At 61.5% G+C, this 15,670-nt stretch carries 15 protein-coding genes; 10 read left to right on the forward strand and 5 right to left on the reverse strand.

Translation table 11 applies throughout. The features are described from left to right. Positions 1-103 precede the first annotated feature (103 nt). Positions 104-1,126: an alpha/beta hydrolase family protein gene (locus tag AC1D0A_RS08475; protein ID WP_476945575.1), complete on the forward strand. Its 1,023-nt coding sequence runs from the start codon at positions 104-106 to the stop codon at positions 1,124-1,126. Here AC1D0A_RS08475 and AC1D0A_RS08480 read toward each other — a convergent pair. Further along, positions 1,018-1,437 (reverse strand): helix-turn-helix domain-containing protein, encoded by a 420-nt coding sequence (locus tag AC1D0A_RS08480; RefSeq protein WP_476945576.1) that lies wholly within the window; start codon positions 1,435-1,437, stop codon positions 1,018-1,020. The two genes, AC1D0A_RS08475 and AC1D0A_RS08480, sit on opposite strands and share 109 nt — an antisense overlap. A gap of 111 nt (positions 1,438-1,548) precedes the next feature. Between AC1D0A_RS08480 and AC1D0A_RS08485 the strand changes: the two genes are divergently transcribed. Continuing rightward, positions 1,549-2,058 carry a hypothetical protein gene (locus AC1D0A_RS08485; protein WP_476945577.1) on the forward strand — a complete coding sequence of 170 codons (510 nt, stop codon included), beginning with the start codon at positions 1,549-1,551 and terminating at the stop codon, positions 2,056-2,058. A gap of 31 nt (positions 2,059-2,089) precedes the next feature. Here the strand turns inward: AC1D0A_RS08485 and AC1D0A_RS08490 are convergent, their stop codons facing one another. Continuing rightward, the gene (locus AC1D0A_RS08490) at positions 2,090-2,413 is read right to left on the reverse strand and encodes an ArsR/SmtB family transcription factor (protein ID WP_223985981.1); all 324 of its coding nucleotides are present in this window, start codon (positions 2,411-2,413) and stop codon (positions 2,090-2,092) included. A 185-nt stretch (positions 2,414-2,598) separates the two neighbouring features. Between AC1D0A_RS08490 and AC1D0A_RS08495 the strand changes: the two genes are divergently transcribed. From AC1D0A_RS08495 to AC1D0A_RS08510, 4 genes are all read left to right on the forward strand, one after another. Next, positions 2,599-3,498: an RNA polymerase sigma factor gene (locus tag AC1D0A_RS08495; RefSeq protein ID WP_476945578.1), complete on the forward strand. Its 900-nt coding sequence runs from the start codon at positions 2,599-2,601 to the stop codon at positions 3,496-3,498. 976 nt (positions 3,499-4,474) lie between these two features. After that, the gene (locus AC1D0A_RS08500; protein ID WP_476945579.1) at positions 4,475-5,359 is read left to right on the forward strand and encodes a C40 family peptidase; all 885 of its coding nucleotides are present in this window, start codon (positions 4,475-4,477) and stop codon (positions 5,357-5,359) included. 491 nt (positions 5,360-5,850) lie between these two features. Beyond that, on the forward strand, positions 5,851-6,603 hold the full coding sequence (locus AC1D0A_RS08505) for a hypothetical protein (RefSeq protein ID WP_476945580.1): 753 nt from the start codon (positions 5,851-5,853) through the stop codon (positions 6,601-6,603). A gap of 97 nt (positions 6,604-6,700) precedes the next feature. Next, positions 6,701-7,435 carry a hypothetical protein gene (locus AC1D0A_RS08510; protein WP_476945581.1) on the forward strand — a complete coding sequence of 245 codons (735 nt, stop codon included), beginning with the start codon at positions 6,701-6,703 and terminating at the stop codon, positions 7,433-7,435. A gap of 415 nt (positions 7,436-7,850) precedes the next feature. Here the strand turns inward: AC1D0A_RS08510 and AC1D0A_RS08515 are convergent, their stop codons facing one another. From AC1D0A_RS08515 to AC1D0A_RS08525, 3 genes are all read right to left on the reverse strand, one after another. Further along, positions 7,851-9,206 carry a hypothetical protein gene (locus tag AC1D0A_RS08515; RefSeq protein WP_476945582.1) on the reverse strand — a complete coding sequence of 452 codons (1,356 nt, stop codon included), beginning with the start codon at positions 9,204-9,206 and terminating at the stop codon, positions 7,851-7,853. Between the two features lie 121 nt (positions 9,207-9,327). Continuing rightward, positions 9,328-9,957, reverse strand: coding sequence for a hypothetical protein (locus tag AC1D0A_RS08520; protein WP_476945583.1), 630 nt, complete (start codon positions 9,955-9,957; stop codon positions 9,328-9,330). After that, complete coding sequence (locus AC1D0A_RS08525) at positions 9,954-10,808, reverse strand: hypothetical protein (protein ID WP_476870011.1); 855 nt, start codon at positions 10,806-10,808, stop codon at positions 9,954-9,956. Before AC1D0A_RS08525 ends, AC1D0A_RS08520 begins: the two co-directional genes overlap by 4 nt. A gap of 236 nt (positions 10,809-11,044) precedes the next feature. On the opposite strand from AC1D0A_RS08525, the gene AC1D0A_RS08530 reads away from it, so the two are divergent. From AC1D0A_RS08530 to AC1D0A_RS08545, 4 genes are all read left to right on the forward strand, one after another. Next, positions 11,045-11,332: a hypothetical protein gene (locus AC1D0A_RS08530; protein ID WP_476869107.1), complete on the forward strand. Its 288-nt coding sequence runs from the start codon at positions 11,045-11,047 to the stop codon at positions 11,330-11,332. A 3-nt stretch (positions 11,333-11,335) separates the two neighbouring features. Continuing rightward, the gene (locus AC1D0A_RS08535; protein WP_476945584.1) at positions 11,336-12,706 is read left to right on the forward strand and encodes a type IV secretion system protein; all 1,371 of its coding nucleotides are present in this window, start codon (positions 11,336-11,338) and stop codon (positions 12,704-12,706) included. Next, a complete protein-coding gene (locus AC1D0A_RS08540) occupies positions 12,699-14,204 on the forward strand; it encodes an SCO6880 family protein (protein ID WP_476945585.1) in 1,506 nt (501 codons plus the stop codon). The genes AC1D0A_RS08535 and AC1D0A_RS08540 overlap by 8 nt, the downstream gene beginning before the upstream one ends. 227 nt (positions 14,205-14,431) lie before the next feature. Then, the gene (locus AC1D0A_RS08545; protein ID WP_476945586.1) at positions 14,432-15,646 is read left to right on the forward strand and encodes an ATP-binding protein; all 1,215 of its coding nucleotides are present in this window, start codon (positions 14,432-14,434) and stop codon (positions 15,644-15,646) included. Positions 15,647-15,670: the final 24 nt, after the last annotated feature.

Below are 15,670 nucleotides of genomic sequence, written 5' to 3' on the forward strand. Positions count from 1 at the left end.
GGCCGCAATAACGTTCCTCGGCGCCGCTTACTTTGCGCGCCGAGTCGTGGTGCCGACGACTACGCGCCGGGAGGATCTTCCCATAAGGCAAGTCTTCGTAGGAGTGGACGGATTCCTGAGGATCGAACTGCCGACTACGCCATTGACGAGAGCGCCCGGCCAATACAGCTTTTGGTTTGGCAATGGCAAGGGCCATGCCTGCATCGGGGCCGTCGTAGCCGAAGACACGAACGACGGAACAGTGACGCGGCTCGTCGAGCGCGTTGACTCCGGCGACCTACACGCCGCCAGAGCCGGCATCTGGAGCGGCTACGCCTTCTCCAAAGCCGAGCAACTCGGCCTTCCTTTTGAGGAAGTGAAGATTCAGGTCGATAACGGCATGGCACCTGCATGGAAATTCGAGCCCACGACGGCCGGTCCGACGGTTTCGACATGGGCTATCCACGCACACGGAATGGGTGGGAAACGCGCTGGTGCCCTTCGCGGCGTTCCTGTTGCAAGCAGGCTCGGCCTGACATCACTGGTCGTGTCATTCCGCAACGACGGCGAAGCGCCGCCGTCGTACGATTCCCGGTACTCTTTGGGCCAAAACGAGTGGTTGGATCTCGAAGCGGCCATCCAGTTCGCCGTGGACCACGGTGCTAAAAGGCTCGTTTTGTTCGGATGGTCGCTGGGCGGTTCCATGGCTCTGCGGGCCGCGAATCTTTCTGCCCATTCAGATCGGATCATTGGCTTGGTGCTGGTGGCTCCCGTCTTGGATTGGGCTGAGACGTTGACGTTCAATGGGAGCGCCAGTGGGTTGCCGGAAACTGTGACCAGGGTTGGGTTGAAAATGTTGGGTGCGAAAGCAGGACGCTGGGTTACTGGGCTTGAGCAACCTCTTGATCTTTCCGCACTTGATTGGGTAGCCCGCGCCGGTGACCTCAAGACGCCGACGCTCATACTGCATGGGATCGAGGACAAATCGACACCGGTGGAAGTCTCGGCGCGTTTGGCAGAACTGCGACCCGACCTCGTTCAGTTGATACGCTTCGAAGTTCCAGGGCATTCACTTGAGTGGAATGCCGATACCGAGAGGTGGGAGTCCTCGGTTACGCGGTTCCTGAAGTCGCTGCCCGCTGACTGAAATGTGGCCGCAAGGTCGGCAAGGTGTCTCTCGATCCGATCCGGCCGCGCCCTGTACGTTCCCGACCCCAGGCTGATCATGCCCGCCTCGCACAGAAGAGTGAGGTGTTTGCGGACAGAGGAAGCAGACACATTTAGGGCTGCAGCGACCTCATAACAGGTTGCCGGGCCATGCGTGATCAGATACCGAATGAGGCGGCTTCGCGTTCGATTCATCAAGATATTCGCCATGGAGACCACAATCAGGTGACGAGGAAATCTCTTTAACCCGCTGTAGACGGGTCTACAGCCAAACGATACGCTCATGTACATACCGATGGAAGAACGGAGCCCCACATATTGCGTGGCGAGTTGGCCAAGGCAATACTGGGCAACAATCGGCGGCTCGCTGGCGATAGTCAGCTCAGGTCTGGGAGGTGAAACGTGTCCGGAGATGGAGAAGGCCTCAAGGGTACGGAAAGCTCGCCCCAGGCCGAACTTGCACGCCGCTTGAACCTGCTGCTCGACGTCGTCGTTGCCGAGCGCGGACAACCCGTCACATTCCGCGAAGTCCAGGAAAAGCTGGCGGAGAAGGGGATCAAGCTTTCCAGAGCCCGCTGGTTCTATATGAAGGACGGCACGGGCAGGCTGGTGAGCGACCCGGCACTACTAGGCGCCTTGTGCGAAATCTTCAATGTGGATCCCGCTTATCTTGTGGGTAGCGAGGCCGCAGATCTGCCCCAACGCATTGATTCGCAGCTTGAGTTTGTGAAATCTCTCCGCGCTGCGAGGGTGAAGACGTTCGCGGCCCGCACCCTTGGTGACGTGTCGCCGGAGACGCTTCGGGCGATCACGGAGTACCTGAACAAGGACATCAGCCGCCGGCCGGAAGGGGAGAAGGCTGCGGCCAGTCCGCCGTCGGATGGGGATGAGACGCCGGAGCGGGCAGACTAACCGTCTGGCACATCTTTCCAAAACACTGCGGCTACTGTTCCAGCAAGTACTTAATGTGAGCGTCGAGCAGTTCCTTGATTCGGACAGGGTTCGCGGAATACCGCGGTGAGCGTCCGTGCCTACGTCCAGGCTCGACGTCGACGATCACCACTCCGGCCTCTTCGAGGGCGGCCAGGTGCTTGGCCACACTGGGATCGCCCGCGCTGACAGCGGTGACGATATCCCCGCGCGTCGCAGGCCCACTAGAGGCTAGGAACCGAAGAATTTCGTTTCGCGCTCGGTTGCCGAAGGTTGCAACGGCAGCTTCGACGTCCGCCGACCAGGCGGCGTCGTGGGGCTGCGTAATTCTCGGCATAAGGTCATTCTTCCTGAAGGTAACGCAAAAAGTAAGAACAGCACTCTTGACGATACTTTAATTATCTTCGAAAATAATTCCTGTAGCTTCTGATCGTTGTTTGGATCTCTGCATCCACTAACTGGGGTGGCCTTTTTGCGCGACTCTGCGAACTACTCGTTCTGAACAGTCAAAGCGGTGAAGCCATGGAAATCGAAGCCAAGGCGTATCAATCTACTAAGGGCTCAGACACGGTCGCTGATGTCGACGTCTCATTGCGAAGCGCACCTCCGCCGGAAGAACCCGTCATCCAGATCGACCGGATCATGGTCGCGGTTGATGGCGTGCACCGTTACGTTGTTTCCCGGCTTGCGAGAATCGGGCGGTCTTGCGATGTTGATGACGTCATGCAGGACATCAGGGTCGCCGTCTGGGACGGGGTCGCGAGGGGTCGCTACCGGGAGCTGCCCGGCATCCCCTTTGAAGCGTGGGTCCAGGGTGTTTGCAGCAAAATCTGCGCTGCCCATATCCGGCGCGAGCTTAGCCATCAAACGTTGCCGTTGCTCGTTGACTTCACGACGACGGAAAGCTCACCCGAGCTCCTCGCTGTCATAGGTGCTGGAGCGGCGGCAGACGGCGTTGAAAACTATGTTGATCAGGCCTGGGCGCAAGCCGTGCTGGGTATGGTCCAGCGCAGCGTCAGCGAGGAAACCTGGAAGCTTGCCGTTTCCAGTCTCACTGGGCCTCGGCACTACGGACCTCCGTCTCCCCAAGACCGGCGTCGGTGGCACGCCGTAACTGTCGTTCGGCAGACCGCTAAAACAATCAACACGGCATTGAACTGCCGGCCCGAACCCGGATTGGGCGTCGACGATCTCTGCCGGTGCGCTGCGAACTGCCTGCCCACGAATGTCCTCCGGAGCGTCGCGGAGACCATAGTCCGGCCGGGACTGCGAGGAGTGGATAGGTCCGTGCAGATGGCAGCTCTGGCCGGTGAGCTCGGCGTCACTGAGAGGTACATCGCGGTAAATATCGGCTTTGCCCGGCAGTTGTACCGAGCGGCTTGGCGCGTGCTTCAGCACGAAGTGAATAGAGCGGCTCTGTAGGTCATGGGTGTTCGACAATGGGTTGGGCGATGAGTTGGTTCCGAGGAGTTGGCCGCCGGCAGTGGTTCGCTGCGGGGCTGATGGTCCTGCTCATAATGAGTGCAGTCTTCCTACTTTGGCCTTCCGATGGGTTCAGCGGGCAGGTCGCGCCAGCGACGTCCGCGGCCGCGCCGGCAACGGCGAGGCCGTCAGGCGCTTCCACGGAACGAGGGGAGCCCTCCGCAGGTCCTAGTGAGGCCGCCATAACGGCGGAGGCAACGCGTGATGGTTTGCCACGTACCCGCGATTACCGGGCGCTCGCTGTAGCCGCAGCCCAGGGACTCTACTCCTGGGACAGTCGATCGTCGTCGTACTCGGACGTATACGCCAAGGTGCGGTCTTGGTGGGAGCTGCTGCCTGATGGATCCAATCCTTTATCTGTACTGGTTAGGGAGTTTGAGGGAACTGGCGTGACAGCGGGTACGTTCACGAGGCTGGCAGGTCAGTCTGCTCGCCGAAGCGGCACCGCAGAGTCCCTGCGTTGCGATCTTGAGTTGGCCAAAGTCCAGGAATATCCGGCCCCGTGGGAAGGCCTTCACGTTTGCACGGTGACGGTGCAAGTTGTGGACGAGTCCAGCAACGGCAGAAATGCTTATGCGGCACCGGTCACGGTGATGGTCAACTGTCCTCCTGCCGCCACCGCTCCATTTGGGCGCTGCGCCATGGTTGCCTTCTACGCGACCGCAGAGAGAATCGTCTACTAGTGGCTGCAGTGGGGGCCGTCCCAGGCCTAATCCGGCGCCGAACATTGCTGAAGGTCGTATCGGCGGCCGCTTCCCTCGCTTTGTTTGTTGGCGCTGTGGCATTTGCCGGAGGCGTGGCTGCGATAACTGGTATGGCGCGTCAATCCGCAGTTGCTTGTACACCAGAGGGCACCGAGGTGACCACTGCGCCTAACGTGACTGGTGCTGGCTTGGAAGTTCGGAATGCTGGGCGATTGCTCTACGAGCTGACGCCTCGGCAGGAGAGCATTGCACGGACGTACATCGCGGTCGGCAAGCAGCTTGGAATATCGCGCTCCGGGCAGATCATTGCCATTATGATGGCGCTGCAGGAGTCAAGTCTGCGCATGCTCGCAAACCCCAGCGTGCCGGCTTCCTTGCACTTTTCTAATGACGGAGTCGGACGTGACCACGATTCGATCGGGTCAGCCCAACAGCGTCCGGCGGCGGGCTGGGGGACAGTTGAGCAGCTGATGAACCCCTCCTATAACGCGCGTGCCTTCTACGGCGGCCCGTCGGGGCCGAACCGCGGCAGTCCTCGGGGGCTGCTGGACATCCCCGGTTGGCAGGCCATGGACAAGGGTCTGGCTGCCCAAGCCGTCCAGGTGTCTGCCTTTCCCGAACTGTATGCGCGTTGGGAGCCGGCTGCGACTGCAATTGTTGCTGCGCTTGAGGCTGGCACTGCTCCGGCACCCTGTGCTAGTTCCTTCCCAGCGCCGCCTGCGGGATCTTCACGCAACGCGAGTCCGCTACGGCAGGACATATTGAAGTTCACGCAGGAAGGTCTGGGCGGGCATTACGTGTGGGGCGGTACTGCCTTCAAGGCCTGGGATTGTTCCGGCTATGTGCAGTGGATCTACAGGCAAGCCGGAATCGAGCTGCCCCGAGTAGAGCAGTGGCGCGTTGGTGTCCGAACAGAGGATCCTCAGCCAGGCGACCTTGTTGTTCAAAATCCACAGGGACCCGGCAATTGGGGCCATGTGGGCATCTACGCTGGCGACGGCATGATGTGGAGTGCTCTCAACCCTGCAGTGGGAACGCTGCTGCATCCTGTCAGCTGGAATCCTGGCGCAGCCTATTTCGACCTTTTGGGGCGCTGAGAGCGCACATCGGCTTCGATGGTCAAACGCAGAGCCCGAGCCAGAGGCGCATGTTCAGCGAATAAAACGATCCCGGTTACGACCCACCCACCTCGCTAGGGTTAGCGGCGAAAATTGCGGGGGTGTCGTAGTTCTGCGACATTCAGACCCACCCGTCTTCCGGTCGAACCAGCTGGGACCAGAGACGCTGGCGATGGTGCCCTTCCTGGACTGAAAGCGCTCATGGGAGGTCTCAATCCGTCCGTGCGAGTTCGTTAACTACGCACGGCTCTTTGGTGAGACGACGATGGTTCGCTCGAACCAAACCGAGTATCGCGGCCTGATGCAGCACCTCACGACTACATGCTCGAGTTTGCTCGACCTCGTCGACATGGCTGGCCTCGACTACACCCCACTCCGAGCACGGGGCATCTGGTGGCTAAGCGGCCTTCTCAGATTCTCCTCCGCAAGCGCGAGCTCGGTCGTGGATTCATTTGCCGATAAAGTGCGGTATGACCGATCCACTTCCAGGTGCAAGCACGAGTGCTGGCCCTCTGCCGACGTCCGAGCCAGTTGAGTTCAATGACGATGGAGCGTTCCGCCATGACGGTGCTTGGAACTCGTTTCAATTCGATCCACCGCTGACGCACAATGACTGCCTTGAACTCGTCTCACACGCACAGGAGCTCGGTTACCGGATGCTGTTCCGGCGGACCGACTATTCGCTCGAAGAGATCCAGGAGCGACTTGTCAAGGAGGGGCCCGGTTCGTTCTTGAACATGACCTGGCTCCAAGAGGACATCTCTCCCAAGGAGCCGCCGAAGACCGCGGAGCAGCGGATGTCGGACCGCATGACCAAGCTCGGGCCAGCCAATGACCTCATCATCACCGATCCATACCTGTTCACGAGCTCCCGGAAACGCGACAGCCACGATTACGCGGCCTCGGTAGTGGGCATGATCGCGCCAGCTCTGGTGAAAGGACTGCGCATCACCGCGATCGTGAGCCCGTCGCAGAACGACGACACAGTGCGCACAGCGGTCCTCGATCAGCTGCACGCCCGAGGCCAAGACCTCGACATCACCGTGGTGGAATCGCATGACTTCCACGACCGGTTCTGGATCGCGGATCGCGCAAGAGGTCTCATCGTCGGGACATCGCTCAACAAGATCGGCACTCGAATCTTCTTCGTCGACGAGCTCAGCAAGTCGGACGTGGCTGCAGTTCTCGCCGAGGTGGATGCGATCGTCGGCAGGCAGCAATAGCTGACCGGGTCCCCATGGCTGCAAGCGCCTCTCGACGCATGACCTGTACGCCGTGGCCGACCCGCTCGAAGACCAGCGGAGAGAGGACAGAACGCGCATGAAGCTCGCTTACAAGGACGAGCAAGACATAGTCGACCTCGCGTCACGCATCGACGATGCGGACGTGTGCTTCTACCCCGCGGAGAGCGACGTTGCGCACCGGTTCCTAAAATCTCTTCGAAGCGGAGGTCTCTCTCAGCGCGAGCGACCCGACTTCGAGGACCCCGCCGCGTCGCTCCTTCTGGAGGCGATGGTCGTGGACGACCATCCGCGGCCGGGCAAGAAGGACAAGACGCGGGCGCGCGAGGGCGCGGTGCTCCGTGAGCTCAAGGAGGCCGGGCTCGACGTCCGTCCAGATGTCAGAGTCTTCGCATCGGTCATCAACGGGCTTCCGACAGGCCAGGACCACAACTACCGGGCCTACGTCGACCAGTTCATGCGCACCGTGCTAAACCACGCAAGCAAAGCGGAGGTGTACCGGGCCGAACGGTCGGGGTACGACCTCGGGTTCCTCGTCTTGGACGAGTCCACGGCCTACTTCGAGACCTTGGGCGCATTCGGGCCGCCCGGCATGGGCCGACCTCATTGGTGGTTCGCCGATTCGGCCTTCGTGGATGCGATGACGCGCTCCAGCGCGGACTGCGTCGTCTGGCTGACGCCATACAAGAGCATGCATGCGGCCGACAATGGCGAGTTCCCGCTCCCGACGATGACGATCATCGACGTCGCCCTGTTGAGCCGGGAGGAGCACCTCGTCTACGACACGCGCCGCATGGTCTCCTCCGAAGAGTGATACCGGTGCTGCAGGTGCTCAGGGCGCAGCGGACCGGAAACTGACCCCGTGGCGGCTGGCGGCTTCTCCGATCGTCGCGCCTTCCATACCCGCAGCAGTGCGTCGACGACCGACCACGGAGCTACATGGCTATGCGTCGGCCTCGGCCACGGAGTCGCCGTTCTCATCATCCACAGGCAGCGCGACCACGACCTTGCGCGTGGACAGGAGCGTCCGGACCGGGCTATGAGGGCCCTCCATCATCGACGCTGAGCGCCACCAGATCAACGGCAGCGCCGGGCTCCCAAACGGGACGAAACCCGACCCTCGACGCCATACAGGGGACCGGGTTTCAGAAAGTGCGTCTCGCTAGGCGGGTCTCAGGAAGTGACTTCTTGGGGCACTGCTTCCCGTGGGTGGGTTTCGTTCCGTGCGCTCAACTACCGCTGAAGAAGACTGCTTTGAGTAGGTCAGAAGCATCGACGAGGTCTGCAGCAGGGGCCTCGAATTCGCCTCTGGTGACCTCATTGTTGCCGTCCTCGGTGAGCACCCACGTCACAGTCACTGAACCCGCTCGCGGGTCCCGTGCCAGGAGCACATAGTCATCCTGGTCGCTCGTCCACGGAACGTTGGGCCGGAACGACTCGGGCGTGAGCGTAACTTCGACGTCGTCGCCCTGGTTGGTCCAGCCGACGGGATAATCACGCGGCGTGATCCTAAAATCCGAGGGATCGGGTCCCAGAACGTAGCGGCTCTGCTGCCTCACAACCGGCTCCACCACCTTCTCGAAGTCGGCATCGTCGGCCTCGCGGAACTCGAGCGCCTCGCAGTTGTGGAACGTCACGATTAGGTGGGGCTTGGCGATGAATCTGTCGCGGCTGACGACGCGGATTCCTGCACCTGGCAGCGCTACGCCGAGGAAGTGCTCACGCCCCCTAGAGATATTGGTGCTTTTCTCATTCCGCCATGAGACCAGGCGTGCTGCACGATCCTCTGCCGATCTGGGCTCCGGGCGGCCGAAGAAGTTGGGCGGCGTTATCGTCAACAGCGACGTACTCCGAACCGGCTCTGGGGTCGCTCTAAATTGTTCCTCCTCGAACTGATACAGCCGGTCGATCACCTTGTCGACGCTACCGACGCGGCCGATAGAGCCGAGGATCGCAATCTCGAGTTCGATGGGCGGCTTGCCGCCGCCGCGGGCACGTTCAACGAGGGCCAGTACCTCACCGGCCCGAGCCGGGCGGGTGTTGCTGGTGCCTCGCACGTAAACGGCACCGTCCTCGAGGCTGTCCCGGCGGTCGTCGCTTTGGAAGGTCTTGTGGCATGGATAGATCGGCTGACCGTCCTGCGGCGGCTGCGCGATGACGAACAGCACCTCGCTGGCGTCGTCGACGCCGATCCTGCCGAACTCGAACGCTGGAAACTGCGGCCCGAGGTACGGCCGGAGCCGGTCTTCCAGCTCGTGGGCCTCGACGCCGCGGGGGACACCCGGGGCGGCGTCCTTCTGCGCGCCGACGACCATCACCGCGTGGCCGCGGAAGTGGCGTGCAGCCTCCTGCGGCCGACGGTTCGCTGCTCCGAGGAGGAACTTCGCGACCTTCGCCACGCTTGTCTTGCTGCTGAGGTCCAGGCTGCTCTTGACCTCCAGATAGGTCGTCTCGGCCTCGTCGCCGACCGCCAGGACGTGATCCAGGATGAGTCGCAGGGAGCGTTCACCGAGGGGCAGAGTACCGGTATCGAGCCCCATGGGCTTGGGCTCGGACGGGCTCGCCATAGGGGGATCGGCGGTCATGGAATCGATCTTTTCATTCACAATCGAGCGCAGCGATTGATTGATGACGACCTCTTCACAGGTCTGCGAACGTCGATATAGATGTTGGCTTGCACATTGCTCGTTCGAGCAGTCGGAGCCGTCATGACGAAGGCTTTTCAATATCAAGAATCGAGTGCACTTCGGCCGAGGTCAGCAGTAGAGGTTCCGTCAAACCACTCATCACCTGCGCGCCCGACGCAGTGAACTGCGCTGCGAAAGCTCCTATCAGGGCCCTGATGTCTCGCTCGATCTGCGACCAGTTCTCATCGATTTTCAACATTACCCGTAGGTGTAGCGGTTGAAAATCTGCCTCGGGCAGCCCATCCAGGTAATTGCCTGCCCTCTTGAACCGATCCAGGTCCTGCAGAAAGCCATCCTTGAGTTGGTGCTGCAGCATTTTCCGCTCAGCCACAACTCCCATCAAGCACATTTCATACGCGTCATCGATACGGTCGACCGCCCAGCCATTCTCGAAGCGCGTCAGCTCTAGGCCACCGCCCAGAAACCCATCGCCCATCTCCGTCCTGCCCCTTGGCGACATGACAGACACACCGAGGAACTCGATGTTGAGACGTGCGGCAGCGACGGCATGGCCAGCCTCATGGACCAGTATGTGCTTCAGAACGCCGTGACGGCCGCAGTTGGCGCGATCCCAGGCATCAGCTGTTTTCGGATCAAACGGCTGATCGAGCCATTCAACCTCGGCTGCTTCTTCAACATGTTCTGTCATGGGGTTGAGGATCCTTCGGTGATGCGCCGCAGTATGTTCGCCAGCAGGATGGCAGAGTCAGCGGCCACGCCGGCGTAGCGGCGGTTTATCGTCGCGCCATGTTTGACGCCCTGAGCTTGCTCGATCGCCGCGCGCACGAGTTTCCGGAGTGCAGCATTCTCGGATCCAGCAAGATCGACTTCGATCACCCGTTCCAGGCGGTTCTTCGTACTGGCGACCGGTGGCTCTGCTTCGCCGTCGAATAAGTGCCGTTCCGGGACATATGCGGCTTCCGAAAGGCGTTCCAGGATGATCACGCAATCGTTGCCCACATTGCGGTAGTCCTGCTCGGTTCTTGCGTTCTGGAAGTGCCGCCGGAGTTCCGTGATTTCTTCGTCTACCCGGGTCCAGCCGGTGCGAGGGTGCGATGTTACAGGATCGACGAGAGTCGAGGCGACGGTACCCGCCTCGAGATCAGCGAGCTGTTCGTGCAGAGGATCGAACAGTTCTGAGAGCATCTGCCGACGTGCCTGCCAAGAATTGGAGCCGTTGTTGTTTTTCCAGTAGCTGTAGAACCCGTCGAAATCATAGAACGGGGGTCGGAAGTCGAGGCCCAAGCGCTTCAACACCGCCCTTAGGGCAGCCATCACGGCACGGGACTCATGAACCGAGATCCTGGGATTATTTTCAGTGCCGCGATTTTGATACTCGTCATGGACGAGTCTGGCCAAGGGGACGGCGATCTCGACATCAGTAGCAGATTGAAGTGGTCCCGCGTGGACCCGCTCTATGAGATCGGTGTTTAGCGCCTCCTGTTGACGGGCCCAAACATCGGCGGCCTCTGCCTCTTCGAAAAAATCGTTCTCTCGCACCCTGAGAGTCTAGAACCACCTTGAGCAATGTACGGCTGGGACTCGGCGACCAGCGGAGATTCTGCCTACGTGCACCCACCTCTAAAGTCATTATTCACTGGAGTCATTGCGAGTCTGGTGCTCTTGCGGCTTGTAAGAGGGCGATCTCCGGTGGAGTCATGTCGCTGCGCTCCAAAGCTCCCATGAACCAGTGAGCTCATCTGCTCACTCCATGGAATACGACGGACGGAGCACCCATGTTTTTCGCAGCGGTGGACCCGGGGATCATCCCCAACGCGAGCTTTCCCTTCCTGGAATCGCTCAAACAGATCGGCGGCGGCATCCTTGTCGGCGCCTTTATCATCATTGCCATCGTGGCCATCATCGGTGCCGCGATGCTGCTGGCCGGCAAACTTAGCCAGTCGTCACGACTTGCCTCCGGCGGGGGAGTAATCCTTCTATGGACCGGCCCGGTGGCAGCCATTCTCGGTGGCATCAACGGCTACATCCTCTGGTCGCAGACCGCCTTCCCGCTTGGGTTTTAGCTCATGCCCGTTGAGTGCGACCTCAATGGATGGTGGCCGCCCGGTTGTGGTCTGGTCTCGCAGGCGAACGACAACGCCTTGGGCGCGGTCACGTCCCTCTTCGCGAACATCCTCCAGAATATGGCGTCTTGGCTTTGGGCCTTCATCACCGGGGCCTTCACCGTCTCGGACGTCGACGACTCCCAATGGCTCTCCATCCGAAGCCTCACGAGCTGGTGGGTGGTTGTCATGATGACGCCGCTCGTCGTCGTGATGATCCTTCAGGTGCTGTCCGGCCTGGTTAGCCAGCAGCCCAGACGGATCGGACGTGCGATGCTCGGCGGAGCTGCTGCCATCCCGCTGGTTGGGGCGGCCGTCTATCTGGTCCGGCAACTGACGCGGGCCAGCGACCTAGCCTCGGCCGCGCTGCTCGAATCGATTGGCTCCGGTCCCTACCTGGTGTTCATGAGACTCTTTGGCTTCGAGCGCGCACCGGAAGGAACAGGGCGAGAATGGAACCTAATCTCGCTGGCACCAGGGAACACCGGGGGCGCTCCTGGTGCCGTCGTCGTGACGGTGATGGCAGTCATTGTCGTCTGGATCCTTGCATTCATCCTGATGTGCTCGATGATCTTCCGCTCCTTCGCGCTCGTCGTGTTGGCCGCCGTCGCCCCCGTTGCGCTCATGTTGCTTCCTTGGGACAAGACAAAATCCTGGGCGCGGCGATGGTGCGAGGTCGTCATTGCCTTGGTTCTGGCCAAACCGTTGGCCGCAACCGTCTTGGCTGTCGCGGTGAAGCTCTTTGCCGAGTCGAAGTCCTTTGCAGGATTGGCAGCCGGGACGGTGGGCATGGTTCTAGCCTGCGGTGCACCAATGATGGCCCTGCGGCTGGTGAGCTTCGCCGGCGGGGAACTCGCGGCCGCCGCCCAAACCGCAGGAGGCGGCCACATCCTGTCCAGGAGCAGCAATGTAGCGGCCCGCCAAATCAGCAGGCAGACGGGTGGGCGCCTTACGCTCTCGAGTCTGGTGAGTCGGTCCGCAATGACTCGGCCGATCAGCTCAAGCCGTAGCGCCATCCCCACACAGGTGTTGGCATCCACTGTCCGCTCCGGAGCGTCTTCACCTAGCGGCGACGGGAGTCGACTGGCTCTGAGCAGCGGAGCCTCAATTGGCGCTCCGACCGCCCCGCACTCGTCGGAGTCTGTGGGCTTAATGCGTGGCCATCCCCATAGACAAAACGGCGGCGCCTCAGAATCTGCGCGGCAGGCAACTCTGGAAGCGGCCGATCGGCGAGCGCAGCCGAACGCCAGCGCACCAGGCCCAGCAAGAGTCCGGCCTCCGAAACCCCCGTCACCAAGAATCGACCCTCCGAAGGGAGGTACTCCTCATGTCTGAGGATTCGCGCGTCCTTGAGGCCGTCAAGTTTCCAAGATACGAGCGCCGGGGATTCTTCCTCGGGCTCAAGTGGTACCAGTTGCTGATCATCGCAGGGGGAGCGTCCGTCGCCATCGTGGCATCAGCCAGTGCTGGGCCGGCAGGCCTGTTCCTCTCCGGACCTATGTGGCTCGGGCTCATGCTGCTTGGACTTCTCCAGTACTCCCGCATCCCTTACCCCGTGTGGGCGAAACAGTTCGCTTTGTTCTTTTACCGTGCGGCGACAGGCCAGACCCGTTTCCTCGCAAAACCCGCAACGCCACAACTTGCTGGGCGGCTTGCCCTCCCGGGCGGTCTAGGCAATTTGGAGATCCGAACAACGGCCGGCGGCGAATGCTTTATCGTCGACCGCCACGGCAAGGAGGCGATGGCTCTGCTGCGGTGCAGTACGCGATCGTTTGCGCTCCTGGACGCGGATGACAAGGCATGGGCCGTCCAGGCGTGGTCACGTGTCCAGGCCGGCATGGCCCAGCGTCAGGGCGTGGCCCGGATCGCCATCCAGGATTACACCGTGCCCTACCCATCGTCGGCCCTTTGGGATTACTACAGAGGCAACGCCGTGCAGGCCGGAGCTGGCGGCGGGAAGCTCACGTGGGGGCAACGTGCGTACGAGGACTTGCTGGGTGCTGCCGGGTCAACTATGAGCCATGAGCTTCTTGTGGTGGTGGTTTTGGACACCAGCAAGGCTCGACGGCGGATCAAGGAGTCAGGCGGGGGACTCACAGGCCTCGAACGCGTGTTGCGGCTTGAAGTCGAGGCCATAGGAACGTCGTTGGGGACTCACAGCGTCAAGGTGGAGGAATGGGTCGGCGAAGCGGGGTTGCTGGGCATCATTCGTGGTGCATTCGATCCTGCGGCATTGCCGTCGGCGAAAGTGCCGGTGGCGACAGCCCCAGCCCCGCCGTCAGACGTGCCGGCAGGTAAGGGGACGGCTAACCTCGATCGGCATCGTCCGATGGCTGTTGAGGAACACTGGACGTACCTGCGGACCGACACCGGGTTCCACCAGACTTTTTGGATCGCCGAATGGCCCCGGCAGAAGGTCTTCCCGGGGTTCCTGCACCCCCTGATTTATGTTGGCGAGTTCCGCCATACCTTTACTGAAGTCATACGGGCAGTGCCCACGGCTGAAGCCCTGCGTGACATCCGCTCCGCGCAGGAGGCGCATGAGACCCGCCGCCGCATCAGCGCCCGCTTCGACAGGCCTCTCACTCGTGAGCAAAAAGCCGAGGAGGAAGAGGTGCTCCAAAGGGAGGAAGAGATCGTTGCCGGCCATGGTGACGTGCGCCCTGCGGCTTACATGACCATTACGGCGACCTCGCTCGAGGACTTGGCACGGCACCGCCAGGAACTTGAATCCGCCGCTGCTGGCGCATTCGTCGAGCTGCGGCTCCTATACGGACAGCAGTGGGCTGCGTTTGTCGCCGGCGGGCTGCCGCTTGGGAGGGGATTGCGTTGAAGCAGGCAACGAAAAGCCTTGAGTACGTCCCGTCGGGGAAGAACCGAAGCGAACGGAAGGCACGACGCCGGATCTCACCTCCCGGGGCAGCATGGGCGAGCGCAGCCGCAGAGGACAAGCAGCAGGATTTCCAGGCGTTTCGCTTCACAGGTGACTGGGGGAGCAAAGAGCAAAACTCCCTGCGGGGTCCGCATCGGTTGCGTCCCGCGCCGCACCGAGCCTCGACGATGACATTTGCCGCCGCGTATCCGTTCCTTACGGAGTCGGGCCTGGGGCACGAGGGAACCTACATTGGCACAGACGTGTTTGGGTCCGGGGCGTTCTCCTACGATCCGTGGATTCTGTATGACAAGGGGATCATCAGCGGCCCTTCCATGGTCGTGATTGGAACGGTGGGCACCGGCAAGTCCATGTGCGGCAAGTCGCTCGTGACGCGGTCAATCACGCTGGGGCGGAAGGCCGCCGTCGCGTCTGATCCCAAAGGTGAGTGGGTCGGCGTCGCCAAGGCCGTGGGCGGCAAGGTGATCTCCGTTGGCCCCGGCCGCCCTGCAAGAGTAAATCCTCTCGACGCCGGGCCTCGCCCGAGCGCCCTCACCGAGGCTCAATGGCAGGCGGTGGTGAGGCAACGGCGTCGCTATCTGCTGGTGGCCTTGGTCTCCCTCATGCGGCAGGGCACACCGCTCCGCCCTGTTGAGCACACGGCCTTGGACATCGCCCTCATGGAAACCATGGCCGAGAACTCAAACCCCACCTTGCCCATGGTGCTGGACCACCTGCTGAAACCCTCCAAGGAGATGACTGCCTTGGTTGGTGTCGAGGGAGGAACCGCAGTCAGCCACTCCTTGAGGCGCACGGTTTCCGGAGATCTCGAAGGTATGTTCGATGCCCCGTCCACTGTGGCCTTCGACGCTGACGCCCCGATGATGGTGATGGACACCTCGGCCCTGATCGGGGCGTCGGAGCAGGCACTTTCGCTAGCGGCGGCCTGCGGCGCCACGTGGTTGGAAGCTGCCATTACAAATCCCGACGGCGGCAAGCGGCTGGTCGTGTATGACGAAGGGTGGCGGATGCTCGCCGATCCGTACATGTTGGCGAAGATGAGCGAGCAGTGGCGGCTGGCCAGAACTTATGGGATCGCGAACCTGCTGATTATGCACAAGGTCGCGGACCTCAACGAGATCGGGGACAGCACCAGTGGGCACCGACAGAAAGCCCTTGGCCTGCTGACTGAGGCTGACACCAGGATCATTTACAGGCAGAAGCATGACGCGATGCGCCTGACCAAGGAGGCGCTCGGCCTCACCGAAGCTGAATGCGAGCACGTGGAGAACCTTCCCAAAGGGGTCGGGCTCTGGAAGGTGGGAAACCGCTCTTTCATCGTTGCCAACCGGGTGACAACTGACGAGCTGGCTGTTTTCTCAACCGACGACAGGATGCTGTGAGAGCCCGCGGCAGCTCGCGGGCTG

This window comes from Arthrobacter sp. P1_D4 (assembly GCF_056406115.1).